The organism is Actinophytocola oryzae (assembly GCF_004364325.1).
GTDB classification, from domain to species: domain Bacteria; phylum Actinomycetota; class Actinomycetes; order Mycobacteriales; family Pseudonocardiaceae; genus Actinophytocola; species Actinophytocola oryzae.
Map to the genome: position 1 here is coordinate 113,145 of NZ_SOCP01000014.1, position 25,480 is coordinate 138,624.

The window sequence follows — 25,480 nt, forward strand, 5'->3', positions numbered from 1 at the left end:
CGCCGCAGCTCCATCTCATCGATTCCATCTAGGGATTCACGCTGGCCGACGAGTGCTGCTGTGTCTGCTTGAGCGGATTGACGGGATCAAATTCGACAATATCAGCGGGGCGACCTGGTTACAGCAGCACAACGCTCGACATCGGGAGGCCCTTCCTCTCCGAGGGTCTTCTCTGAAAGGCCTTTTCGACCTAATCCTCAACAGCAAACCAGTCCGATATCGAATTCACCGTTTCGAGCACCTCGATCCCGACATTCTCCTGTACGATCCGATCGCCCGCCCCGGCGACCTCAGCCGCGATCGTGGCTAGGGTGCCTTCCAGCCAGGTGTGGATCCAGCGGATCAGCTCCTGACTGGCGCGACCATTCCCGCGAACCCGTCGTTTCGAACCGTGGATGGTCGCGAGGCGATACAGCCCTCGCGCGGGGGCGATAGCATCGAAGCCGAGTTGTTCCGCACGGACGCAGGCATGGCGGGCAGCCCGGAAACCGCCAGCGTCGATGTCGCCGAAGTACCAGCATCGAACCGGGCGGTCTCCCTCCGCGGCCAGTGCCGACAATCGTGTGCCCACCTGGTTGCCGGATCCCCAGACGATGCGTCCTTCGAAACCACGTCGAGCAGCCACACGACAGATCGAGACGTACGTCGTGTAGTTCTCGATGATCAGCCAGTCAGCGTCGCCGAAGATCCGTTGCTCCACGGGAGGCCAGCAGGGCTCACATTCGAGGAGCTCGAAGCTGAGCCGGTCCGGATCGAACAATGGACCTAGAACCCAGCTCTCAAGTTCCTTCTCGTCGCCGAAGATCTCCAGCGACCGCTCGCGAAGTGGCACGCACACACCTCGCCGTCGCGGCAACCAGGTGTTCACCTTGCTGAGGAAACGCCGTGTAGCAGAGTTGAGACGCCCTTGATCCTCGGCCACCGCAACCCACGTCAGATCGGCATGCCATACGACGGAGGCCGTCTCGACCGGAGCCGACGTCGGGGCAGCAGGTCTTTGCAGGTAACTGGGCAACGGTGGCAACGCAGTCACGTCCGCACGAGTCTTGGGAAGCTCGACCTTGCCCTGCTCGGCGAGCGACGTGATCGCGGCCAGCACGCGCGAGCGCCAGTCCACCGATGCCACAGCGCTGCGATCCACTGACGCCGCCGCCGCGAGCACGTCCTTCAGCGGCACCCGGCGGATCGGATGGCCGGCGACGACGCTCGCGATCGCCTCGGCCAAAACCGGCTCACGGGTCATGCCGCACCGACGTGACGACGTCAACGACCTGATCACCGGTGAACGAACTGTTCGGATCGCTACGCACGTAGGCCCGGCCGGGACGCGTCGCCGAGGGTCTCTTGTGCATCGCCGCGATGCGCGGGAACGCGGTGGCCGCACCGAGATCGCCGATCCCGGTCCAGAAGACCAGCTGCACCCCGCTCGCATCCGCGACCCGCCGCTGCAGATCCAGGAACGGCAGGTAGTTCGCCTTGCCGAGCGGGTTGTCCAGCGGTACGACCCCACCCGCGTTTCCCGCTTTCGCCCCCGTGCGCTGCTCGGCACGCAGCCGAGCCATGACACAGAACAGCACGAGCGACGCCGTGAGGTTCTCACCACCCGACCACTTGCGCATGTCCTCGACCCTGGTACGGGCAGTCGGCTGGTCGGGTGCGGGCTTGAGAACCGTCGCCCGAAATCCTTCGACCACCGACGCCTCGGTCGCGCGCCAGAGCAGTTCGACAGCGTCGAGCTCGATCTTGCCGCCACTGACCATGCGGTCGACCAATTCGCCGACCCGGAGCGTGACCTGCTCCTTCGACGGACGTTGTTGTGCCTCGACCACCAGGAACCGCTGGTGCTCCCACGGCCCGATTCCGGCCGGCAGCTCCGAGAGCGTGGACGCGCGACGCAGCACGGTGAGCGCGTCGTCGACGAGTTCGGCCAGGCGTTGCACGACGTTCTTCTTGTGTGCCTCCACCTGCTCGAGCTGCTGGCCGATCGCCCGCCCGCGCACGGCCAGGTCCTCGGTGAGCTCCCCTGCCCGGCTGCCGACGCGGTCGATCACCTGGTCACCGCGAAACAGCTCCCGGAGCCGGCGGACGGCCTGTCCGTGTTCGTCCTCCGCCACGGCGGCAAACCGGTCGTCGTCGGCCCACGTCCGCAGTGCGTCGGCCCGCTGCGACCGGACCGACGCCGCGTTCTGGTATGCGGTTCTGACCTTGTCCAGCGCCTCGGCCAGGTCCCCAACGGCCGCGCGGATGTCCTCGTCGTCGTCCGGAACGGTGCCGGTGGGCGCCGGGGCCGGCTCGATGTCGCGTAGTCGATCGGCCTGGTCGCGGAGCATTCCGCCGCGAGTCCGGGCGCGTTCCGCCTCCCCCTTCGCCGCGTCCCGGTCGCGTTCCAGCTGTCCGACGCGCAGCTGGATCCGGGTGGCCTCTTCATTCGCCTCGGAGGCCAGCCGCTGTGCGTGCACCCGGTTGGCGACATCCATCACCTGCTCAGTGTGGCGCAGGCGGCCGCGCGGGGTCGCATTCCGCAGCTCGGTCTCGGCGGTCACGTGCTCGTTGGCAGCCGCACCAACCTTCTGGTTCGCGATGTCGAGGTCGGCTCGGACCCGTGCGGCCTCCTCCGTCCGGAGCTCCCGATCGCTCCCAACCGACCCGGCCGCAAGCTCAGACGCGCGGGCACGTACCGGCTGTGTGTGTCGGTTCCACGGGTCCGCCGCCCTCGTGACCTTGCCCTCTGCCTCGAGGAGTGCCCGGCGAAGCTCGCTCTCGGGGAAACGCTCACGCAGCTGGAACTCGGCCTCTCGTACGGCCGCCGACGCGGCCTCGACACTGAGCTCCGTGCCCGGTTCGGCTCGAGGGAGAACGGCACGGCTATTGCTCCACTCACGGCGCCGCGCCGACAGTTCACGAATCCGATCCTTCAATCCTTCGATGAGTTCATCCGCCTCGTGATACCGCGCCTTGGCGGCTGCCTCCTCCTCCCCTGCCGCCTGCAGCAGTCCAGGGATCGCCGCCAGGCGTGCGTTCGCGGGCTCGACCTCCTCGCGGTTCTCAGTGTCGAGGTGAGTCGTCCGCCTCAGTTGCTCGGTGAGGCGAGCCAGGGAGGTCTGCTCATCGGCCAGCCGTTCGCGGACTCCGGCCAGCCGCTCACGCAGTTCCTCCAGCCGCTCGTCAGCCTTCTGTTCGGCATCCTTCGCCTTCGCCACAGCATCAGCCGCGATGCCGACACGCCGCCGAAGTCCGACCAGGCCGCCTGTGGGGAGATCGGCGACCCATGCCTCGATCTGACCTGCGAGGCTTTCGTCGGACCGCCGCTGTGCCTCAAGCCGTACGAGGAGTTGGGACCGCCCGGCCAGTCGTTCCTGGCGGCGACCGAGCTCCGACTTGGCCTCCGCCGGATCGTGGCGAGCCGGAACCGGTCCGAGGACCACGCGTGGCTCGCGTCGGTTCCGGAAGACGGTGGCCGGCGAGAGTACGACGACATCATCCAGCTCGACCTCGATCCGGGCCGCCGCGTCGGCCGGGTCGCCGTACACGATAACGCCGTCGACCACCTCCGGCAGCTCGTCGATCAGGGCCCGGTGTTCCTCGATGGGCACGTTCTCCGCCAGGTAGCGCCAGCCGGAGTGGGCAGTGAAGCCGGCGGACGCGAGGGCGTCGACGACCTCCGAGACCTCGCGCCTCGGCGGCATCAGTCCGGTTGTCTCCAGGGCGAGCACTGCGCGGGTGTCATCGGCCTTGGCCGCACGCACGTCGACCATGGTCGAGTCGGTGGCGGCGATGGCCTGATGCAGCAGAGCGACCGCGTCGTCCCCACTCTCGGCCAGATCTATGGAATCGGCCTGCAACAGTATGCGGAGTCGAGCGTTGTCCCCGATCCTGGCGGCCCGGGTCTCGAGTGCGGCGAGCTCACCGGCGACCACGCGGTGACGATCAACCGCGCGACTGGTCACCGTGCGAGCAACCCGCTGCGCCCCCACCGCTTCCTCCACGGCGCCGACCAACGCTCGTTGTTCGCCGACCAGGCCATTGATGCTGGTGATGGCCGCCAACTCCGACCTGGTCAGCCTGGTCACCGCGGCATCGAGGCGTTCATGTTCGCCGAGCACGCCATCCGCGACCGCGGCGTTGGTGGCATCGGTGAATCGCAGGACAGTTCGGTTGTGCTCCCGTTGTTCACTGTCCAGCACGACCTGCTCCTCGTGGTGAGCCCGCCGCATCCGCTCGGCCGCCGACTTACCCGCATTGGCGCTGTCCAGACGCCGGTGGCACTCCGCGAGCGCCGTCTCGGCCTCCGCGATCGCGTTGTCGAGCGCCGTGGCGAGCACGGACTTGGCATGGTCGAGCGCCTCGACAAGAGGAAGAGCACCCTCTGCGGCAGCGGCGAGCGCGGCCTCGCGGATCTCAAGCTCCGCCTGCGCGATGGTCATCGACACCAGGTCCGCGACCGCGACCCACGCATCGACCTCGAGCCGGAGGCGGGTCACCTGTTCCCGCGTAGCCGACAAGGCCGTCTCGGCGGCTCGTACCCGGAACTCGGCCGCGAGCCGGAGGTACTCGTCACGACGGCGACGGGCGCTGTCACCGGTGTTGCGGACCTCCTTGTGTTCGGCCTCGATCGTCTCGTGCCTCGTGAGTGCGATCCGCCGCATGGCGTCCGCGGCCGTCGCGGCGTCGAGCAGCGCGCGCTTGTACCCGGCGGCGATCTCCCTTCGCGTCTCATGAGCGCTTGTCGCCGTCAGCACCTTCTCGTGCGCCTCGCCGAGCGCGCTCACCCTGGGCTGTGCTTGGACGCAGAAGTCCTGCTCGACCAGGTAGGTCGGCCGCTTCGCGATCTCCACCGCGGTCTCCGCCAGCAGGTCCCGAACCGGTTGCATCCGCTGCCGGTCACCGGTGAAGCGGAGCAGGTAGCGGACGAAGGCGCCTGGCGAGTCGATGGTGGAGAACAGGCCGTCGATGCCGCCCTCGGCGGCGTTGACTTCGGTGAAGTAGTGGAACAGTTCCGGGTCGAACCGGCGTTCGCGTAGTGCCCGGTGCCATTCGGCGATTGACTGGTCGGCCACCACCGCGTTCACGCCTTGGGCGGCGAGACCCCGAACGTGCGCACGGAAGCCGTCCCGGTTGACGTTTCCCTTGGAGCGCAGAGTGAATGGCAGGTCGTCCAGAGTCGACCCCTCGACCGTCGGATCCGGGCTCACGCACCACCAGGTCCGCCGCAGACGTTCCTTTCCGGCGGCGTTGTAGTCCCGCGGGCGGGTCCGGTTGTCCCATTCGTAGATCGCACCGGTGAGAAGGAGCTGTCCGATTGGATCGACCCACTCGGCGACCACATGGGATGTGTCCGGACCGAGGACGAGGTCCTCCAGGGTTCGCTTCTTCGTTCTGGTGGCGAGGAAGTCCCTGCGGTCGGGGAGGATCAGTGCGAGCAGCAGAGACAGCATCGTGGTCTTGCCGGCGCCGTTCCTCAGCCACACGATGGAGTCCGCTGGCTCCCCTGCCCGGTCGGTAAGGTCGACCGTCAGGTCGGAGAACCGGTTGTCTGCGACTCCGATCGAGTCGAGGTAGAAGCGGCGTAGCCGGAACATCTAGCTTTCCACCTCGTCGTCCACGTCCCGCGACGCGCGGGCGAGCACCTCGAAGACGACGGACTCCGTCACCTCGGAGATGCCCACCCGGAACCGGTCGTTGAGTGCGTACACGCTGCCGTGCTCGTCGTCGAGCGCCATCTCCCGCCGGGCCCGTCCCTGCACGACCAGGTAGTCGAGGGTCTTCTGGACGTAGTCGCGTCGGCAGTCCCGGCGTAGCCCTCCACGTTCGGAGGGGAGTACCTCGGGGAGGTCCAGCCACGTGCGTGCTGCCGCACCCAACTGCTGGTCGATCTCGTCGTCGCTCTCGTCCGCGGCCTCGATCGCCGTCGTGATGTGCCGTGTGAGAAAGCGCTCCAACTCGATGGCCCGCACTGTCGGGTTGGTCGTGTCGACGAGTGCCTCGCCGTTCGGGTAGGCATACGCGACGAGCGCGACCAGCAGTAGGCCGAAGCAGCGTCGGTCCTGCAGTTTGTGCTGTGTCCTCAGGGGCAGGCCGCTGTTGTCCAGTGTTACGGCGAAAGGCCCGTCGGCGTGCCCGGCGATCAGCAGGCCGAGCTGGGTTGGCATCCGCACGTCGAGGCCGAGCCCGTCCGCCACTCGGCCGACGATCTCAGCGAACTCCGTGTTTGTGCGGTAGCGGTCGAGCAGGACGCGGTACTGACCGTCGCCGGACGGCCGCTCCTTGGTGGCGAGTGCGTACCGGATCAGTCTCGCCGCGGCGGTCACATCCGTCAGGTTCATGCCGCTCCGATCGAGTTGTCGGTGTCCGCGTCCCTCTGGTCGAATGTCGCGGGAGTGGCGAGCAGCAGGTCAGGGCCGAGATACCGGGCGTCATCGAGCATGTGGCCGTAGTCGATCGCGACCAGTGCCGAAACCGCTGCGGCGAGGTCGGCACGCCGAGGTCGATCGTCGGCAGCCGCTTCGCCGCCCGCGACGAACACATAGAGGGCAGCTGCCCAGATGATGTCCAGCAACCTGAGCGGCTCGTCCACGTCGCCGGCCCGTTGCCGAGCGACGGCCAGCAGGTCCGACAGCCGCATCGGCTCCCGGGCGGCCATGGCCAAGATGTCGGTGGCGCAGGACGCCACGTCATCGGCGATGGAGTCACCGAGCGCTTCGCCCAGGTCGCCGGGCTCATCGATGTCGGGGTCCTGCTGCTCACGCGTCAGCGGTTCCCGGAGAAGTTGCCTGACCAACTCATCGACACCCCACTGCGGTTGCGTCCGCGGTGGAAAGCCGCCGGCGACGATCGTGTCCGCCACGTCCATGAGCAACCTGTCGTCGGCGAGCAGGGCAGGCCGGAGGAGATCGTCACCCAAGTCGATGGCCGCGGCGAGACCGCGTGGCTGGAACCGCTGTACCTCCTGTGCGGCAAGGAACACGGGGATAGCTCGCGCCACATGCCGTTCCAGGCGCAACCAGACATCCTCGCCCCGTCGAACCTCCCACACGATGTTCCGGCAGGCGTCCGTGGCTGTCGGGTCCTCACTCGACCGTTCCGCGAGGTCGCGCAGTTGTTTGTCCTTCTCGATCTGGTGCTCGATCTGTCCCATCACGTCATGCAGCCAGGACGGCATCTCTCCATGCCAGTCAACACTGCGGATGTCGCGCCGTGTGTCATCGAGCTTCTCGCGAAGACTGGCTGATAGTCCTTGGGCCGTGCGGGTGGCCTGCCGGGCCGTGGCCAAGGCCTTGTCGAACTCACCCGCCTTCATCTGGATCTCGACGAGCAGCTTGAGCGCGAGCGCACGGTTCGCCAGGTCCGAGTTCAGCGCCTGCAGGTAGAGCACTATCGCCGGATCTGTGGCAGTGATCGTGGTGCCTTCCTCACCCTCGCCCAAACGGAGCAGCCGGTACCGGTATGGACGAGCCTCACTACATGTTTCGTCGTCACCGGCCAGTTCACGCCAGGTCGCCTCGTGCGGGCGGCCGTCGTTGAGCAACGTCGTAAGCACGAGTTTCGCGATCTTGGTCCATGGCCGGGCCGGATCCTCCGGATTCATCCGGCGACTGACCTGTGCCAGGTGGTCGACGACACTCTCAGGACTTACCGATCCCTCGAGGCTCGCCTGGTTGAGGACCACGTAGTCGATCAGGCGTAGCGCAAGCTGCGCGAGGTCGTAGCTTCGATGATCGAAATCTGCACGCGGCCCCGCGCGGTTGACGAGCTCGAACACCGGCTGCAACAGCTGCAGTGCCTGCCATCGGCCATGCAGATCGACGCTGTGGCGCGCCTCGGAGCCGGTTAAACGCGACATGGCCCCCTCGACTTGCCCGCATGCTTACCCGCCAGTTCGGGAACTCCGTCGTTCGCCGCTCGCCAGACGTTACGCCGAGAATCTAGGCTTGTTCACCACCTCGAGAGGAGTCCCCCGGTTTGGTTGGCTCCTGATCTGTGAAGATGCGTTCCTCGCTGGAACAATGTCTGCCATGTCGAAAGCGTTCCCGCCGGAGTTCCGTCGTGACGCGTAGTGGCGGGTGGCATAGGTAACATTGATCCGGACTCGGTCTGCTGGGGGTGGCGGGAAGCCGCACTCCTCCAACCAGGTTCCGGCCCGGCCCGAGCGACCCATCGCGTTGACGACGATGTCCGCTTCGAGAGTCTCCGTACCACCGCCAGCCTTCCTGTCTATTCGAAACCCTGACACGCGGCGGTTAGCGCGGCATCATCTTTCCCACCGACCACGTGCTTCGGTACCGCAACGACCAACCATTCACCAGCAGACGCTACGACCACACCCCGGAAACACCTCGGCGACCAACTCCCCTGGGTCGCCAACCAAGGCACCTCCATTCATTGGCTACGACACTCCACCCTCAGGAGAACGCCGCCATCCAAGAAGTCCCTGGGGTCTCAACGCTGGCGGACTCGGTGGCGTCCGGGACGCCAAGGAAGCCCCGATGCTTGTCCCTACGTTCGAGTACATCGCGCGCGGCTCCCTTCTTGGCTGGTGGGACGAACCACCTCCGACACCACCCTCATCAGCCCTCCGCCTGCACCCGCGCCGCCCGATTGAGAGGACAGCCGCGCGTCACACCGGCTTGGGCGCGAGATCATCTCAGCGCTTGCGTACGTGTCCTGCGCCCGTGGGCTCCCAGCGGGTTTTCAACGCGCTGGTGACCAAGACCGACGCGGTCAACCGCCAGCGGTAAGCCGTGATCGGTTGGCATGGTCATCATCGTCCACCGGCGCGTCTTGGCGGCGTCCGTGGTGATCGACCGGCCCGTCGGCGGCGAAGGCGACCGCGACTAAGACCATGTGGCCGCCGTTTCTGGCGGCTGAGGTCGGTCGAAGCACGGGGAGTGGGTCGCGATTCATCCAGACCCGCAGGCAGTCCGAGATCCGCCCTGGCCGCATCAGCAAGGAGGGATTGCCGCCGGTCAAGCGGCACACCAATGGCCTTGAGGAAGACGTTCCAGCAGACGGCCCGGGCCAGCGGGCTCCGCAGCAGGACGATCACGCCGACCATGGCAACGACCGGCGCGGCGACCGGCAATGCCCGATGACTCAGCGCCTCAACGATCGAGACCACGCCGTCCATCGCTACTCCTCAGGGCAGAAAAAACACCTCTTGCCCTCTTTGAGCGGAATAGCGGAAGCGGCGCCAGATCGGCGCTGAGGTCAGAAGTAGACCACGAGACACCGGCTGTGTCAAACATGACTGGTGTCCGACAGGGACATCTCGACGTCGGTTGACCGAGCAGCAAGTCGCTGACCTGCGGAAACAGATCTTAATTTTGGATGACCCGTCAACCAAGATCGGCGTCATAGCACCCATGGCAATCCACTGATATCCCAAGTCATCAACACACCGATCATCCATACCCTATTGGTTCCGAGAATGTCCTTGACGATTCTCTGCGACAAGAAATGTTACTAGTTCATTTTTATTTCGTTGGCGGTGTTCTTTCTTGTAGTTGTCACCCGCTTGGCGCGATCGGTGTCAGGCTGCACCACCGACACCGCCACCGCCACCGACGCATGCGCGCTCACAAGGAACCGATGCGGCCACGATGCCGTCTCTGCTGGCCCTCACGCTCACTCGTCCCCACAACGGCCGACCCGGCTGCCTGATCGACTTGTGCGCCAGTGGCGACACGCAGCTTGTGCAGGGTGCTTGTGCAGAGTGATGGGTTCACCGTGGGAGATCACACGTCACTGCTGAGAGCCCAACCCCATCGCTCTCAGCAAGCGGGAGCGACCGACGGAGACAGCGGTCCCAGGGTGGAGGAGAACCGAATTCACCAGGGGTAAGGGCGAAAATCCTAGTCCTCGCAGTCGTCCTGGGTCGGGCGGGCCGTCAGATGCTGTGCGATGAGCGCGGCACCATCGGCGGGAACAAATCCTTCACTGGCGGGCAGGCGAAGAACAGCTGTGCAACCTCAAGTTGGAAAGCGGTGAGAGGGATCTCCTCGGAGCTGGTTGTCACTACGCAGGAACCAGCTCCGAGATCAGCGGATCCCAGGCCGCGCGAACGTCGCGAGGCAAGACCAGCTCTTCCCACAGGTCGACCAGCAGCACACCATCGATGTAGGTGAGCACTTCCTTCTCGTCGCCCTCTCGTAGCACCGCCTCGTACACACGGGCACGATCCGATCGGTCCCTGAGGTGGTACTGCCGGCCCGGCTGAGACCAGTTCAGCGACAGCGGCAACGCCACAGTCGCCAAGGCCTTGGGCAGCGGGAGCGATGGGAGCTGGTTCGGCACCTGGTAGACGTGACCCCGAGTACCTGGAACAGGGTGGAACGTGATGCGCGGACGCATGTCGAGTTCGAAGCCCGAGGCGCTCAACAAGCGCTCAGCAGTGTCCAGCGTCGACTTCTTCCGACCGTTCTCATACGCCGACACCGCCGTGCGCGACGTGTGCGCTTGCCGAGCGAGCTGATCCTGAGTCAGGCCGGCCTTATGCCGTGCCTCCTCCAACAATCCCGTAACAGACACCAGCCACCACCTCCCCAGGAACATAAACCAGGGTATCTACTTAGATACGAGACCTCCTCCTCTGACTGATCAGCAACCGAGCCGCTCTGACCTGCTGATACGTGCGGAGCACACAGCGTGACACCCCGGCTCGCTTCACCTGCGCGATCAGTGAGCCAGGCTGTCCCTGACCTGCGCTCCCCCGATACGCCCCCGAAGAGCGGCGACATCGCCTATCAGGGCAGGTCAGCGCTGGTTTGGCATCTGGGTTCAAAACCCGTCCAGTGTGCGTTCGAATCGCACCGGGGGCACCCTCACAAACCCACTCTGAACAGGCCCTTTGACCTGCGACGAAGCCTCCGAAGCTGATCATGAAACATCCGGCTCTACCCGGCTGGGACCGGCCAAATCCGGGTGATCGTCCCCCATACGCACCCCCGTTTTGGGTGCCGTCGACGCTGGGGCGGTGCTGACCAGACGGCGCCATGGTCTCTCAGTGAGGTGATCTCACCGACTTTCAGGTGAGTAGGCCATGTTCGAAATGGGTGAGGACAAGTGCGGCTTTGACGATGTCGCCGATCTTGCTGGGACTGGCAGTGGTGTGGTGGAGGGCGCGCCAGCGGCCGGTGAGGACGGCGAAGCCGCGTTCGCCGATGCAGCGTAGGCCGCGGAGCAGGGCGTTGTAGGTGCGGTTGTTCACGTGGAGTACCTGGTCACCGGGGGGGTTGTTTGATCGGAGTGTGTACGCCGATCCCGGCGCCTTCGTAGCCGCGGTCGGTCAGGGTGGGCAGGTCGAGGTGGGAGTAGGCCCAGTACAGGGCGCCGAGGACGTGTTCTCGGGCCACGGTGATGTCGTGCACCGAGCCGGGTTCGACGTCGGCCACCCATCGTGGGAACCCGTCCGGCCCGGAGAGTGCGTGGACGTTGCCGCCGTGCTCGTGGGCTTTCCCTGAGTACCAGAGGTCGATCGGTTTTCCTTTGACACTCATGGTTTGCTCGCTGCAGCGGTCCGCGGAGAAGATCTTCCCGTCCAGGATCACGTACGCCACCCCGTCGGCCTTGGCCTTCTCCAGGCCTTCATGCAGATCCGGCGCCTGGTCGGCGAGCACCTCGATGACCTCGTCGAGGTAGCGGTACCCGGTGGCGCGGGAGACTCCGTGATCCCGCGCCAACGCGGTGACCTCGACGTTCTGACGGAACCAGCGCAACCCCAGCACCGCTTGCCGAAAGCAGGTCAACGCCCTGCTGTTGCGGCGGGTGCCACGCCGACAGCGTTCAGCGTGGAGCGGTCGGCTGAGGTACTGGGCGAGTTCACGCGGCACGTCGAGCATGGCACGATAGGCAATCACGGGGAGCCCCTGACATCGGACTTGATCTTCGCAAATCCAGTCCTACCAGGAGCTCCCCGCCCACATCTCACCGGCTCCCACGATCCACCGAGCCGCACCAACGACACACGTTCACACCACGCCCACCAAACACGATCTAGCTGAGATCACCTCAGTGGGGTCTTCGGAGCGAGGAGGTCGTGAGAATGGCTGAGATACAGCGGGTTTCCATGCCAGGCCGACTGGTCGGAGTCGGGGCCGCAGCACCGGCCACTACCAGCGCGGCGCCTTGTCCTAGCTTGTTCATCCTCAGCTCCTTGCCTAGCGCTGATCCGGCGGGTCTGGGCCGAGACAACACTCCGTATTCGCAGCGGACACCGTTTCGGCTTGGTTGGGGGCGATCTTCGACGACATCCTTCGTGGCGTTTGGCATCGACACCCATGGGAAACCCGTGGAGAAGCGCCCCAGACCCAGGCGGAAGTCACATCCGCACGATGTCGGCGCCTCGCTCCGGGACGGCGTGCATGAGCCGACCACCTCCGGAGCGGTTACGGTTGCCTGATGCGGATACTGATCACGGGCGGAGCCGGGTTCATCGGTTCGCACATCGCGGACGCGTTGGTCGCTGCCGGTCATTCGGTGGTGTTGCTGGACGTGTTGTTGCCTCAGGCGCACGGCGGCGCCGAGGTTCCGTCCTGGTTGGACGGTCATGAGGTGGTGTTGGGTGATGTTCGGGACCGGGTGGTGCTGGACCGGGTGTTGCCTGGTGTCGACGCCGTGTGTCATCAGGCGGCGATGGTGGGGCACGGGTTGTACCCGTCGGACGGGCCCGACTACACGAGTGTGAACGACTACGGCACGGCGGTGTTGCTCGCGGCCATGCACGCGCACGGGGTGGGTCGGTTGGTGTTGGCCAGTTCCATGGTTGTCTACGGCGAGGGCAGGTACGTCTGCCCGACACATCACGGGGTGGCTGCCGCGCCGCGACTCGCTGACGACCTCGCCGCTGGCAGGTTCGATCCGCTCTGCCCTCTGTGTGGGAAGGCGTTGACACCTGGGCTGGTACCCGAGGACGCGGCGCTGGATCCGCGCAGTACCTACGCGGCCTCGAAAGTGGCGCAGGAGCATCTGGCGGGTGCGTGGGCACGACAGACGGGCGGTCGGGTGTGGGCGTTGCGCTACCACAATGTTTACGGTCCGAGAATGCCTCGGGACACCCCGTACGCCGGGGTCGCGTCGATCTTCCGCTCGGCGCTCGAGCGGGGTGAGGCACCCGAGGTGATGGAGGACGGGCGGCAGCGGCGCGACTTCGTGCATGTCTCGGACGTGGCGAGAGTCAACGTGCTGGCCCTGGAATCGTTGCTGTCCACGGAGGCGCCGTCGCCGGCGGCCGGTCTCCGCACAGCGATCAACGTGTGTTCCGGGCAGCCGCACACGGTCGGCGAACTGGCCGAGACGCTCGCGGCGGCGATGGACGGTCCGCCACCACGAGTCGTGGGCGGTGCCCGTCCGGGTGATGTCCGGCATATCGTCGCCGATCCGAGCCGGGCCACCGAGCTGTTGGGATTCCGGGCGGCCGTGTCGTTCGCCGACGGGATCGACGAGTTCGCGCGTGCCCCGTTGCGGGCCTCGGCTACCAGACCGTGAGCACGAGATGGTTGACCAGCAGCGCCAGAACGACCTGGGCGATCAGCCAGCCACGGTGCTGTGCCCTGGGCAGCGACCCGCACGCCACGACCATCCAGACCGCGAAGGGCAACCAGATCCGTTCGACCTCGGCCTTGCTCAGCCCGGAGACGTCGGCGGCCAGCACCGCGACCAACGCCGCGGCGACGAGCAACCCGGCTCCCCAGCCCAGTGCGCGCCGCGTGACGGCCAAGCGGCGCAGACCGGCGACTGTCGCCGGTCCGAGCGCGAACAGCAGTGCGGCGATGTTCGCCCACACGAAATAGGAATAGGGGCGAGTTCGGGCCACGCTGCCCGCGTAGAGGGTCTTGGTCAGCTCGAACCCGGTGAACCACCAGAAGCCCGCGGCGGTGAACGCCGCGACCACGAGGCCGGCGCCGAGGACGCCGAACAGTGTGGGCCACCACCGGCGGGTCGCCACGACCGCAGCGACGGCCAGAAGTCCGCCAAGGACAAGGCCGTAGGACAGGTAGAGGGTGTAGCCGAGCAGCATTCCGCCGCACAGGGCGGGCACCGCCGCCCACACGCCCCTGTTCGTGGCACCGACGACGAACAATGCCAGGCCCCAGGCCAGAACGGCCGCGAACAGTCCGTCAGCCGACACGCCGACCCACACCGCGCCGGGGAACAGCACCCCGAACGGCAGCACGGTCCTGGCAAGGGTCTCGCCGCTGAGCGCGCGGAGCGTCACCGCGACCGCGACGCAGGCGGACGCGCCGACCAGGACGCAGAACATGCCGGCGGCGGCGCCGCCGCTTAGCCCGATCCGGTCCAGTCCGAGGAACACGAGAAACGCGCCAGGTGGATGCGCTCCGACATGGACGGTCCAGTGTCGTGGCTGGTCCACGAGGATGTGGCCGGTGAAGTCACGCAGCATGGCCGAGATGTCGCCGACCAACGGCACGTCGTGCAGGTACTCCGGGTAGGTGGTCAACCGGCCGGCGATCCCGGTGTGGAATCCGTCGACGAGTGCGAGGGATGTCGTCCACGCGACCGACATACCCCAGGCGGCGGCCAGCAGGACGGGCCACCGCGCTCTCGTCGCGAACGTCGGTCCGTAGAGCACGCAGACCGCGGCGACGACCGGTGCGAACACGGTGCCAGGCCCCACGTGCGGCAGCCAGCTGGCGACCAGCGGAGGGAACGGGAGGAAGATGGCGACACTGTCGTGCTTCAGCTGCCACCCGACCACCATCGCGGCCGCGACCACGCACACGGCAAGCCCGACCGCGAGTAGGTCGAGGACCAGATTCCGACGACTGGTCTCGACTCTTCGGTCTGCGCCGGTTCGCTGTGTAGTCACTGCTCCGAACGATAACCCGTTCGCGGTCCCGGCGCGCGCCTGACCACCACGAACCGTAGCCGCATTATTCTGAACCGATTGGCAATCCTTTGCCGTTCGGGCTACGAATGCCAACTATGACCACAAACGTGGATGTCGTGTTGCCCTGCCTCGACGAGGCAGAAGCCCTGCCGGCAGTGTTGCGGGGCCTACCCACGGGTTTCACCGCACTGGTGGTCGACAACGGCTCCACGGACGACACAGCGGCGGTGGCCCGCGAGTGGGGAGCCCGCGTGGTCGCAGAGCCTCGCCGCGGCTACGGCGCCGCGGTCCACACCGGACTGGAGAGCGCGACGAGCGAGTTGGTCGCCGTGCTCGACGCCGACGGTTCACTGGATCCCGCGGTGTTGCCCACGCTGGTCAGCCTGGTTCTCGACGGTGACGCCGACGGCCGTGTCGACCTCGCGCTGGGCCGCAGGATCGCGGCGGGCAGGCACGTGCAGCCCTGGCACGCACGCGCCGGCAACGCGGCGTTGGCCGCGTTGCTGCGGCGTCGAGGCGTGCCGGTGCACGACATCGCGCCGATCCGTGTCGGCAGACGTGATCGGCTGTTGGGCCTCGGGGTGAGGGACCGGGCGTTGGGCTATCCGCTGGAACTGCTGCTGCGAGCGGCATCCGACGGCTGGTGCCTGCGTGAGGTGGACATCGAGTACCGCCCACGCGCGGGCGGAAGGTCCAAGGTGTCTGGTTCGGTGCGGGGAACACTGCGCGCGGTGCGGGACATGTCGATGGTGGCGATCCGCACATGAGCGGGGAGACGATCATGCTGGTGTTGGCCAAGGCGCCGCATCCCGGCCAGGTGAAGACCCGGCTCTGTCCACCTGCGACACCACACCAGGCGGCGGAGATCGCGGCCGCCGCACTGCTGGACACCCTTGCCACCGTGTGTGCCGCGCCGAACCTCGTGCCCGTGGTCGCCCTGGCCGGCGACCTCACCGGCGCCGTGCGGGGAAAGGAGATCCGCCGTGCGCTGCGGAGCCTGACCGTCGTCACGCAACGCGGCGAGTCGCTGGGGGAACGGATCGCCGCCGCACACGCCGACGCGGCCACGGCGGTGCCGGGACGACCGATCCTGCAGATCGGCATGGACACACCGCAGATCACCACGGAACTGCTCGAGTCCTGTCGAGTGACCCTGAACTGCGCGGGCACCGATGCGGTACTTGGCCTCGCCACCGACGGCGGCTGGTGGATCCTCGGACTTCGCGATCCGCTCGACGCACAGGCTGTCGCCGGCGTCCCGACCTCCCGAGCCGACACCGGGCACGGCACCGCTCTAGCACTGTGCCGCCGCGGCCTGCGCGTGGACACCGCGCCTGTGCTGTCCGATGTGGACGTCGTGGACGACGTGCGACGAGTGGCGACCGAGGCACCCGGCACCCGGTTCGCCTCCGCCGCCAGAGTGTTGTTGTGACACCCGGGGACGCGACCCCCGTCGTGGTCCGCGCGCCCGTGACCGGATACCGGGACGACACCTTCGACAGCGCGTTGACCGGCGGTGCGGGCGAACTGGAGCTCGCGGATGGTCGACGACTGCTCATGCACGCGGCGCGCTGGCAGCACGGCGACGCCGGCGACCAGGGTCTGCTGGAACGCTGCCGCGGCGCGACCATCGACCTCGGCTGTGGCCCCGGCCGTCTTGTCGAGGCGCTCCGCGCCCGTGGGGTGCCGGCGCTGGGGGTCGACCTGTCGCGACACGCCGTCGCCCGATGCCGCGGCCGAGGCGTGCCTGTCATCCAGCGGGACGTGTTCGCCGGGCTTCCGGGTGAGGGCCGCTGGCAGCACGTCCTTCTCGCCGACGGCAACATCGGTATCGGCGGCGATCCCGTGCGGTTGCTGCGCAGGGCGAACGCGCTGCTCGACACCGGCGGAAGCGTGGTCGTGGAGGCCGAGGGCCCGAGAACCGGCCTGTGGCGCGGCGGCGCCCGGCTCCGCGACGAGCAGCACGCGATCGGCCCGTGGTTCCCCTGGGCACTCGTCGGCATGGACGCCATCGCCGCAGTCGGGCGGCTCGCCGGACTGACCGTGGTGGGCACGGCTCGCCACCGGCTGGGACGCTACTTCGCCCACCTCGAACGCGGATAGAGGACCAGCCATGGCACGCACCGAACCGGACCACGTCGGATTCCCCGCCCGGTTGTGGCAGACGCTGGAACGCCACCGGCCCGGCGGCCCGTTCCGCCCACGGTCGTGGCGAAGCCCGCTGCGCGGCCCCTGGCTCACCTCGATGTTCGGACTGGTGCTGCTGATCGCCCTGCCCGTCGTCACCATCACCGGTCTGCTCTCCTACATCGCCTACGGCCCCCAGTTCGGACAGGCCATCCCCGGCGAGGTCGGATTGCTGCACCTGCCCTACTTCGACTGGCCGACCAGCCCGTCCTGGCTCTACCGCCTCAACCAGGGCCTGCACGTCGGCCTCGGGCTGGTCCTGATCCCGGTGGTGCTGGCAAAGCTGTGGTCGGTGGTACCGAAACTGTTCGCCTGGCCACCGGCCCGGTCCGCCGCACAGGTGCTCGAACGTCTGTCGCTGCTGTTGCTCGTCGGCTCGATCCTGTTCGAGATCGTCACCGGCGTCCTCAACATCCAGTACGACTACATCTTCGGCTTCAGCTTCTACACCGCCCACTACATCGGCGCCTGGGTGTTCATCGCCGCGTTCGTGACCCACGTCGCGCTCAAGTTGCCGCACATGGTCCGCGCCCTGCGCTCACGCTCACTGCGCGCCGAACTACGCACCCCGCTCGCCCGCACCACACCCGAACCAGCCGACCCGTACGGGCTCGTGCCCACCGACCCCACGAAACCCACCATCAGCCGACGCGGCGCACTCGGACTCGTCGCGGGCGGATCACTGCTGGTAGGTGTGCTCACCGCCGGACAGACCGTCGGCGGTGTCCTCCGGCCGCTCGCGCTGCTCCTGCCACGCGGCCGCACCCGAGGCGACGGACCCAACGACTTCCAGGTCAACCGCACCGCGGCCGCCGCACGCATCACAGCGTCGGACACCGGACCCGACTGGACACTCGAACTGCGCGGCGGCCGAACCACGGTGAGGCTGGACCGACGCCAGTTGGTCGCCATGCCCCAGCACACCGCGACACTGCCGATCGCCTGCGTCGAAGGCTGGTCCACCACCGAGAACTGGACCGGCGTCCGACTGCGCGACCTCGCCCGCCTCGCCGGCGTGCCGCAACCCGCCTCGGCACACGTGCGATCGCTGGAACGCAGGGGTGCGTTCGCCAAGGCGACGCTGCAGTCGAACCAGGTGCTGAACCCCTACTCGTTGCTCGCGCTCAGCGTCAACGGCGCCGATCTCAGCCCCGACCACGGCTACCCCGCCCGCATCATCGTCCCGGCCCTACCCGGCGTCCACAACACCAAATGGGTCCACTCGATCGAGTTCCGGAAGGACTGACATGCCCGCCAACCGCGGCCACTTCCGGACCTTCTACGGGGCCTACCCCATGCACCTGCTCATCCTGCTCGCGTCGTTCGCCCTCGCCGGGTACGCGGTGTTCCAGATCAGATCCGATCCAAAACTGCTCACCATGGCCCTCTGGTTCGCCGCCGCCGTCATCGGCCACGACCTGATCCTGTTCCCGCTCTACACCGCGGCCGACCACACACTCCACCACGTGCTGGGCGACGACACCCGACGGTCCAGGCGGGTCCCGCTCGTCAACCACGTCCGAATCCCCGCCCTGGCTTCCGGACTGCTCTTGTTGTTGTTCCTGCCCGGGATCATCCGGCAGGGCCAGAAAACCTACCTGGCCGCCACCGGACAAACCCAGGAACCCTTCCTCGTCCGCTGGCTCCTGCTCACCGCCCTCTTCTTCGCCACCAGCGCCATCGCCTACGGCATACGCACCGCCCGCGCCCGCCACCGATGAATCTGCCGGTTCCGCCGACGGCACGCTGCGCGACCAGTCAGTGTGCAGGAAACAATGTCACCGCGATCGGTCAGGCGGATGGCCAACCGTGCCGTTCGCGCACGTTTCGGTTTGCGATCCGCCGATGCTGGCGACGCCACAGCGCCAGCGGATGTTGCCGATGTCGGCGGCCCGTACCGCCATGCTCTTGAGCCCGACCTCACCTGATCGGTCGAGTCATACCCATACCACACGCTGCGAGCCGAGGGAGAGACCACCGTTATCCCTCCACCATGCGATCAGGTCAACCTTCCACTCCTCCGTTCTGACGGCTGGACCACGAACGAGCCAACGGAGACCGGGGTTCGGGCTCGGCCTGTCCATCGTGCGAGCCATCACCCACGCCCAGGGCGGCGAAGTGGCCGCCGTGGCCCGCGCGGACGGAGGACTGACCGTCACCGTCACCGTGCCCCACTGACTAGCGCCGATGAAAGATCGACGAACGGCTGGCCGGGCCTGATCTCGGCCGGCTCGCGACCGACGCCACCGGCGGGAACGCGGGGCCGGCCGTCATGCTCATCCCTCTTGTCTGACCGATCCCTGCTGCTCCGGCCCGTAACGGAGGGTGACCAGCGAGGAGTCCGAGGCGCACCTTAGCTCTACACTCTTCTCCATGGCAGAGGAGCATTTCAAGGACGGAACCCTGTCAGGCAAAGGCGACTTGCTGGACGGTAAGCGAAGTGGACCGTGGACGTTCTACTTCAAGAACGGCAAGGTGAAGGCGGAGGGCGCTTACAGGGCCGGCGAACTCGAAGGCGAGTGGGTCTGGTATCGCGAAGGCGGCGGCCTCCTGCAACAAGGCGCTCTCGTGGACGGCAAGCAACACGGCGAGTGGCGCCGTTGGCACAGCAACGGCAACCTGTTGGACGAAGGACAGTACAACGCAGGCAAGAAGACCGGTGAATGGGTCACCTATAACAAAGAAGGTAGCGAGTCAAAGCGAAAAGTCTTCCCTTGATGAGATCTTAGCTTCACCAGGACCCCGGTCGCCGAAATGGTGAGGCTCTCGTACCGAAGGCTGCCAATGGGTAGTCGCCTGGGCAAGTGCTTCTTCGGCCCCGTAAGTGTTGCTCGCGCCGCCGAAACCTGTAACGAGGAAGTCTGACCGCCAAGCCGCCGTCGGCGGTCCTGCCACACCCGGTCGTGCAGCTCGATGCCATCGATCCGGTCGCCGGTGAGGGCGATGACGAACAGGCCGGCCCCGTGGTGGGTCCCATCGGAGGCACGGACGTAGGCGCCGAACGCCGGCTGGCCGTTCGCGCGGGTCAGTACGAGACGGAACCTGCGGCCCGCGTCGAACAGACCCGCGCAGAAGCGGCCCACGAGGTCCCGGCCCTCGTACTCGAAGGGCAGCGGCGGCATGGAGATGAACACGTCGTCGGTCAGCAGGGCCACCACCGCGTCGATGTCGGTGGATTCGTACGCCCTGACGAACTTCGCGACGATCGCGTCCTCCGAGGACGATCCGGCGGCGGGAGGCGGCTCCCGGTCGGCGCCCGTCGACCGGCGTCGCCGCAGGCTCGCGCGCGCCCGTTTGAGGGTGCTCTTGACCGACTCGACGGTCGTGTCCAGCATGTCGGCCACCTCGCTCGCGTGGAACCCGAGGACGTCGCGCAGGATGAGGACGGCGAGCTGGCGCGGTGGCAGGACCTGGAGCGCGGTCACGAAGGCCAGCGAGATCGACTCGGTCTGTTCGAACCGGGCCTCCGGTCCGAGGGGCAGGTTGAGCGCGCCGTCGAGGAGCGCGTCGGGCAACGGCTCGAGCCACGGGACCTCGCCGAACCGTGTCGGCTCTGGCGGTTCGACCCCGGGGATGTCCCATTCCTTGACCGGGCGCCTGCTGGTCGACCGGAGCGTGGTCAGGCAACGGTTGGTGGCGATCCGGTAGAGCCAGGTGCGGAGCGAGGCGAGGCCGTCGAACCCGCCCAGACCCCGCCAGGCGGACAGCAACGTGTCCTGGAGGGCGTCCTCCGCGTCCTGGAACGACCCGAGCATCCGGTAGCAGTGCACCTGCAGCTCCCGACGGTGCGGTTCGGTCAGTGCACGGAACGCCTCACCGTCCCCGGCCCGCGCCCTGCTGATCAGGTCCACTCCGGCCACCTCTCCTCGTTGCCTCCATCCTGTATGGACGCCGGGCAGGGCGCGAAAGGGGCGGCCGAGCAGCGCCCCCTTTCCCGACGTTACGTCGTCCACCCCGGTGGCAGTCGATGACACCACCAAGGAGAACGACATGGGGAAGATCGTCATCAGCGAGAACATCTCGCTCGACGGAGTGATCCAGGACCCGACCGGCGAGGACGGCCACGAACGCGGCGGCTGGTTCACCCGAATGGGACGCACAGACCGCGAGGAGTGGGCGAAGGTCGAGCTGAACGAGGCGCTCGGCGCCGAAGCCCTGCTCATGGGGCGCCGCAGCTACATGTGGTTCGTCGCCCGCGGCTGGCCGGCCCGCACCGGCGCCTGGGCGGACAGGCTGCGGAGCCTGCCCAAGTACGTCGTCTCCTCCTCCGACCTCGACAACCCGGAGTGGACCAACTCGACCGCGCTCACGAGCGAGGCGGTGAAGGAGGTAGCCACGCTGAAAGAACAGGTGGACGGGGAGATCATCGTCTACGGCAGCGGTCAGCTGGCACACACGCTGATGGACCACGGCCTGGTCGACGAGCTGCGGCTGATGACCTGCCCCGTCCTGGTCGGCGCGGGCGAGCGACTCTTCGGCCCGACCCGCGCCGTCATGCCGATGCGTCTCGTCGACACCCACACCGTCGGAGACGGTCTCGCCCTCCTGACCCACCAGTACGCCCGAGACGCCTCGTAACCAGAACGACGACGGCGCCGCAGGTCTCCGCTACCCGCGGCGCCCGTCGCGCATCAGGCGCATCTTCACGTGGTTTTCATTTAGGCCATCGGCCAGATCATGACGATCATCGCCACGGCCATGATGGCGTGGGCCAGGTCGGAAATCCTGTCGGCAGCGGGCCGTGTCGTCCCACCGGAGCCGGAACGCAGGCCGCACCACACGAACCACACGCCGGCGGCCACCAGTACAACTAGGAGTGTCAACCTCAGTGGCGTTGACTCGATCACCCGTTCGCTCGGGTTCAGCAGTGGTGGGAGTTGTTCGCTTCGCTGCCGTAGGTGTCGTGGTAGGGCCATTGGTTGACGTAGCGTGGGCGGGGCATCGGGGTGAGGTCGAGGAGCTGGTAGGTGCTCATCATGAACTCGGTGCCGCGCCCGTAGGTCGTATAGGTGTGGAAGACGGATTCGTCGTCGCGGACGAAGACGCTGAGGGCCTGTCCGTCGCCGTTCGTCACGAACGCGGTCTTCGGGCTCCGCTCCAGGGTCGCCTTGTCCTTGTAGTTGAACTCGACGGGGGCGACGGACTCGTCGTTGGTGACGTGGAAGTCGTAGTTGAAGTCGCTGCCGGCCGACGAGTACCACGGGATCGTCCAGCCCATCCGCGCCTTGAAGGTCTCGATCTTGGCCAGCGGTGCCCGGGAGACGAGCACGAAGGTTGTGTCGCTGGCGTGGAGGTGGTCCAGGCGGCCCACGCTGTCGATGGTGAACGAGCAACTCGCGCAACCCTCGTCCATGCTCTGGTCGCCGCGGGCCCTGGCTGCCGAGTTGTGCCACATGAAGTGGTAGACGATGAGCTGGCGGCGGCCTTCGAACAGGTCGACGAGGCGCATCCGACCGGCCGGGCCTTCGAAGAGGTACTCCTTGTCCATTCTGACCATGGGTAGCTCTCGGCGCTGCGCGGTCACCGAATCCTGTGCCCGCATGGCCGCCTTCTCCTGGTCGAGCAGTGTCCGCCGGGCTGCCAGCCACTCGTTGCGGGACACGACCTCTGGAAGAGTCATCGTTTCTTCTCCGTATTCAGGCCAGTTTCTTGGATACTGGATTTCAGGTTGGCCAGGGCGGCGCGGTAGTAACGGGGGCCGTAGGACACTCGCGCCACACCCATCTCCGCGAGCGTGGCCAGGTCGAGGTCCTCACCGGTGTTGCCGTTGACCGGGCCGGGTAGTTCTGTGACGAGGGTGGCGATGTCGTGGCGATGGCGTACGCCGATCGGGTAGAGGCAGTCGACGCCGGCAGCCCAGTAGAGGCGGCCCCGGCGGATCGTCTCGGCGACCCGTTCCGGTTCGGGAATCCCGCTGGTGGGTAGAAAGGCGTCGATCCGGGCGTTGATGACGATCGGAACTTTGGCATCGGCCGCGGCGGACCGGACGGCAGCGAGCCATGCGGCGTGCACGCCGGCGTCGGTCAGGCCGCCCGCCCGGTGGTCGGTGTCCTCCAGGTTGCAGCCAACCGCGCCAGTCTCGAGCAGCTGGTCCACGAACTCGTGCGGCCGCATGCCGTATCCCGCCTCGGCGTCCACAGTGGTCGGGACGGGCACGGCCCTGGCGACCCGACCGGCCGCGGCGAACATCTCCTGCCAGGGCGCGGCTTCGCCGTCGGGATAACCGAGCATCGCCGAGATCGCGGCGCTGGCCGTGGCGACCGCGGGAAACCCCGCCTCCGCCACGATGGTCGCGCTGGCCGCGTCCCACACGTTGGGCAGCACCAGCATCGTCCCGTGGTGCAGCCCGCGCAGCCGTTCGGCACGAGCCGTCAACTCCGTCACGTCAGTGCCCACTGTCCACCTCGAAAGAGTCCCGTAGTGACCGTGGAAGTCCGAACATCGCCATGAGCGCGGTGTCGTGGAACCGCGTCAGCGCGTCGATCCGGTCACCGGACACGGTCAGCACGAGCAGGCCGTGCGCGTGCAGGATCGGCGACCGCGGATCACGCAGGTAGTAGCCGAACGCCGGTTGGCCGTTAGCCCGCGTCGGGACCAACACGTGCCGGCGACCGTCACACAGCACCACCGTCGCCAGGAAGTGCCGAATCGCGTCCAGGCCGTGGTACTCCAGCGGAAGCGGCGGCATGGTCAGCCATGCGTCGTCCGTCAGCAACGCGACGATCGCGTCGACGTCGCCCGCCTCGAACGCGCGGCTGAAGTCAGCCACGATCCGGCGTTCCCGCGGCGAGTTCGGCAATGGAGCGGCAACGCTCGGCAATTCATGTGTCAGCGCACCCCGTGCTCGTCTCAACGCACTGGTCACCGCGTTCGCCGTCGTGTCGAGCATGGTCGCCACCTCGCTCGCCCGGAACCCGAGCACGTCCCGCAACACCAGCACCGCTCGTTGCCTCGCCGGCAGCAGTTGCAGTGCCGCGAGGAACGCCAGCGACACCGACTCCCTGACCTCGTAACGCGCTTCCGGCCCAGGCTGGTGGTCGGCGATCTGGTCGAGCAGCACATCCGGGTAGGGCTCCAGCCAGCTCGGTTCCGACCGGCGGCGCGACGGCTCGGGCAACGGGACCTCCGGTTTCGGGGCCGCACGTTCACGCAGACGGCGGGAGTCGGCCCGCAGTGCGTTGAGGCAGCGGTTGGTCGCGATCCGGTAGAGCCATGTCCGTGTCGACGAGCGCTGCTCGTAGTCGCCGATCCCCCGCCACGCCGCCAGCAACGTCTCCTGCAACACGTCCTCGGCGTCGTGCACCGAGCCGAGGATCCGGTAGCAGTGCACCTGAAGCTCACGTCGGTACGGCTCGACGAGCGCACGGAACGCCTCACCGTCCCCGCCCCGCGCCAACGCCAGCAGATCCTCGGCCGAACGCCGCCCGTCGGCCTCGACACCGGTCCCCGACCTCGGTGTGTTCCCTGGCATGGTGGCTCCTCTCCGTGCGGTCCGTCTCGAAGGGATAGACACCGCCCACGCCGAAAAATGGTCGGTCCGCGGCCAGTTCTCCAGGCCCGCGGTGTCTACCTCCTCGTCAACTCGACACCGAGGAGGATGCATGACAGTCGCGGACAAGACGATCCTGGTGACCGGCGCCAACCGCGGTATCGGACAGGCGCTGGTCGAGGAAGCCCTGGGCAGGGGCGCGCGGCGGGTGTACGCCGGCACCCGCCAACCACTCACAAACCCGGACGACCGCGTCACCCCGCTCCCGCTGGACGTGACCTACACCGAGCAGATCCGGGCCGCGGTCGAGGCAGTCGGTTCTCTCGACATCCTCGTCAACAACGCTGGACTGTCGGCTTATGACGACCTGAACGACCGGGCCGCGCTCGAACAACTACTCGCTGTCAACCTCTTCGGCACCTACGGAATGACACAGGCGTTCCTACCACTGCTGACCCGGTCCCGGGGAGTCATCGTGAACGTACTTTCGGTCACCGCATGGGCTCCGATACCGGTCATCCCGTCCTACTCGATCTCCAAGGCGGCCGCCTTCTCCCTGTCGCAGTCGCGCGACCGACGAGAACGCCGCGGACAGCACGACCCCGGTCAGCACCAGTCGCAACGGCGTCAGGCCGCCCTGGGCGACCGACACGCCGAACACCCCCACCACGATGACCAGCGTCGCCCCGACACCCGCACCGGCGGAGACACCCAGCAGGTACGGGTCGGCCAGCGGGTTGCGGACCAGCGTCTGCATCACCGCGCCCGCCAGCGCCAGCCCCGCTCCCACCACGGCGGCCATCACCACCCGCGGGGCACGCAGGTCCCACACGATCGCGTCGTACACCGGGTCGGGACCCGTGGCACCGCTCAGCCGGGCCCCGACGGTCTCCCAGACCCCGCCCAGCCGCAACGGTTCGGACCCCAGGGCCAGCGCGACGACCATGCTGGCAACGAGACCG

20 protein-coding genes and 2 pseudogenes are annotated in these 25,480 nt (G+C 67.3%); 9 read left to right on the top strand and 13 right to left on the bottom strand.

Translation table 11 applies throughout. From position 1 onward, the window contains the following. Window positions 1-190 precede the first annotated feature (190 nt). From CLV71_RS32190 to CLV71_RS32215, 6 genes and pseudogenes are all read right to left on the bottom strand, one after another. Window positions 191-1,243 carry a Wadjet anti-phage system protein JetD domain-containing protein gene (locus tag CLV71_RS32190; protein WP_166664339.1) on the bottom strand — a complete coding sequence of 351 codons (1,053 nt, stop codon included), beginning with the start codon at window positions 1,241-1,243 and terminating at the stop codon, window positions 191-193. Beyond that, complete coding sequence (locus CLV71_RS48030) at window positions 1,233-5,579, bottom strand: hypothetical protein (protein ID WP_166664340.1); 4,347 nt, start codon at window positions 5,577-5,579, stop codon at window positions 1,233-1,235. Before CLV71_RS48030 ends, CLV71_RS32190 begins: the two co-directional genes overlap by 11 nt. After that, a complete protein-coding gene (locus CLV71_RS32195; RefSeq protein ID WP_133906654.1) occupies window positions 5,580-6,323 on the bottom strand; it encodes a hypothetical protein in 744 nt (247 codons plus the stop codon). Beyond that, window positions 6,320-7,840 carry a hypothetical protein gene (locus tag CLV71_RS32200; RefSeq protein WP_133906655.1) on the bottom strand — a complete coding sequence of 507 codons (1,521 nt, stop codon included), beginning with the start codon at window positions 7,838-7,840 and terminating at the stop codon, window positions 6,320-6,322. The genes CLV71_RS32195 and CLV71_RS32200 overlap by 4 nt, the downstream gene beginning before the upstream one ends. Before the next feature lie 2,171 nt (window positions 7,841-10,011). Continuing rightward, complete coding sequence (locus tag CLV71_RS32210; RefSeq protein ID WP_208297848.1) at window positions 10,012-10,524, bottom strand: helix-turn-helix transcriptional regulator; 513 nt, start codon at window positions 10,522-10,524, stop codon at window positions 10,012-10,014. Window positions 10,525-11,020: 496 nt separating this feature from the next. Further along, a pseudogene (locus CLV71_RS32215) lies at window positions 11,021-11,852 on the bottom strand (transposase family protein). Between the two features lie 541 nt (window positions 11,853-12,393). Here CLV71_RS32215 and CLV71_RS32220 point away from each other — a divergent pair. Next, complete coding sequence (locus CLV71_RS32220) at window positions 12,394-13,479, top strand: NAD-dependent epimerase/dehydratase family protein (RefSeq protein WP_133906658.1); 1,086 nt, start codon at window positions 12,394-12,396, stop codon at window positions 13,477-13,479. Here CLV71_RS32220 and CLV71_RS32225 read toward each other — a convergent pair. After that, on the bottom strand, window positions 13,466-14,821 hold the full coding sequence (locus CLV71_RS32225; RefSeq protein ID WP_341771685.1) for a hypothetical protein: 1,356 nt from the start codon (window positions 14,819-14,821) through the stop codon (window positions 13,466-13,468). The genes CLV71_RS32220 and CLV71_RS32225 overlap by 14 nt on opposite strands. A gap of 116 nt (window positions 14,822-14,937) precedes the next feature. Between CLV71_RS32225 and CLV71_RS32230 the strand changes: the two genes are divergently transcribed. From CLV71_RS32230 to CLV71_RS32260, 6 genes are all read left to right on the top strand, one after another. Then, window positions 14,938-15,609, top strand: a complete 672-nt coding sequence (locus tag CLV71_RS32230) for a glycosyltransferase family 2 protein (RefSeq protein ID WP_133906659.1) — start codon at window positions 14,938-14,940, stop codon at window positions 15,607-15,609. Further along, window positions 15,606-16,274 carry a TIGR04282 family arsenosugar biosynthesis glycosyltransferase gene (locus tag CLV71_RS32235; RefSeq protein ID WP_133906660.1) on the top strand — a complete coding sequence of 223 codons (669 nt, stop codon included), beginning with the start codon at window positions 15,606-15,608 and terminating at the stop codon, window positions 16,272-16,274. Before CLV71_RS32230 ends, CLV71_RS32235 begins: the two co-directional genes overlap by 4 nt. Further along, on the top strand, window positions 16,271-16,945 hold the full coding sequence (locus CLV71_RS32240) for a methionine biosynthesis protein MetW (protein ID WP_243866846.1): 675 nt from the start codon (window positions 16,271-16,273) through the stop codon (window positions 16,943-16,945). The genes CLV71_RS32235 and CLV71_RS32240 overlap by 4 nt, the downstream gene beginning before the upstream one ends. A 10-nt stretch (window positions 16,946-16,955) precedes the next feature. Continuing rightward, the gene (locus CLV71_RS32245; protein WP_133906661.1) at window positions 16,956-18,275 is read left to right on the top strand and encodes a molybdopterin-dependent oxidoreductase; all 1,320 of its coding nucleotides are present in this window, start codon (window positions 16,956-16,958) and stop codon (window positions 18,273-18,275) included. Window position 18,276: 1 nt separating this feature from the next. Then, window positions 18,277-18,750 (top strand): hypothetical protein, encoded by a 474-nt coding sequence (locus CLV71_RS32250; RefSeq protein ID WP_133906662.1) that lies wholly within the window; start codon window positions 18,277-18,279, stop codon window positions 18,748-18,750. Between the two features lie 652 nt (window positions 18,751-19,402). After that, a complete protein-coding gene (locus tag CLV71_RS32260; RefSeq protein ID WP_133906663.1) occupies window positions 19,403-19,747 on the top strand; it encodes a toxin-antitoxin system YwqK family antitoxin in 345 nt (114 codons plus the stop codon). On the opposite strand, the gene CLV71_RS32265 is transcribed toward CLV71_RS32260, so the two are convergent. Next, window positions 19,702-20,889 (bottom strand): RNA polymerase subunit sigma-70, encoded by a 1,188-nt coding sequence (locus tag CLV71_RS32265; RefSeq protein WP_133906664.1) that lies wholly within the window; start codon window positions 20,887-20,889, stop codon window positions 19,702-19,704. The two genes, CLV71_RS32260 and CLV71_RS32265, sit on opposite strands and share 46 nt — an antisense overlap. Window positions 20,890-21,019: 130 nt before the next feature. Between CLV71_RS32265 and CLV71_RS32270 the strand changes: the two genes are divergently transcribed. Beyond that, window positions 21,020-21,607, top strand: a complete 588-nt coding sequence (locus CLV71_RS32270) for a dihydrofolate reductase family protein (RefSeq protein WP_133906665.1) — start codon at window positions 21,020-21,022, stop codon at window positions 21,605-21,607. Window positions 21,608-21,687: 80 nt separating this feature from the next. On the opposite strand, the gene CLV71_RS48035 is transcribed toward CLV71_RS32270, so the two are convergent. From CLV71_RS48035 to CLV71_RS32285, 4 genes are read right to left on the bottom strand one after another with little or no spacing between them, the layout of a single operon-like run. After that, entirely contained in the window at window positions 21,688-21,831 is a 144-nt protein-coding gene (locus CLV71_RS48035) for a hypothetical protein (RefSeq protein ID WP_166664341.1), read from the bottom strand. Between the two features lie 59 nt (window positions 21,832-21,890). Continuing rightward, the gene (locus tag CLV71_RS32275; protein WP_133906666.1) at window positions 21,891-22,649 is read right to left on the bottom strand and encodes a DUF899 domain-containing protein; all 759 of its coding nucleotides are present in this window, start codon (window positions 22,647-22,649) and stop codon (window positions 21,891-21,893) included. Continuing rightward, the gene (locus CLV71_RS32280) at window positions 22,646-23,413 is read right to left on the bottom strand and encodes an isocitrate lyase/PEP mutase family protein (protein ID WP_133906756.1); all 768 of its coding nucleotides are present in this window, start codon (window positions 23,411-23,413) and stop codon (window positions 22,646-22,648) included. The genes CLV71_RS32275 and CLV71_RS32280 overlap by 4 nt, the downstream gene beginning before the upstream one ends. 1 nt (window position 23,414) lies before the next feature. Beyond that, on the bottom strand, window positions 23,415-24,500 hold the full coding sequence (locus CLV71_RS32285) for an RNA polymerase subunit sigma-70 (protein ID WP_133906667.1): 1,086 nt from the start codon (window positions 24,498-24,500) through the stop codon (window positions 23,415-23,417). A gap of 130 nt (window positions 24,501-24,630) precedes the next feature. Here CLV71_RS32285 and CLV71_RS50730 point away from each other — a divergent pair. Next, window positions 24,631-25,026, top strand: a pseudogene (locus CLV71_RS50730) (SDR family NAD(P)-dependent oxidoreductase); the annotation flags it as partial. On the opposite strand, the gene CLV71_RS32295 reads toward CLV71_RS50730, so the two are convergent. Next, complete coding sequence (locus CLV71_RS32295; protein WP_424923927.1) at window positions 24,961-25,464, bottom strand: FecCD family ABC transporter permease; 504 nt, start codon at window positions 25,462-25,464, stop codon at window positions 24,961-24,963. The pseudogene CLV71_RS50730 and the gene CLV71_RS32295 sit on opposite strands and share 66 nt — an antisense overlap. Window positions 25,465-25,480 lie beyond the last annotated feature (16 nt).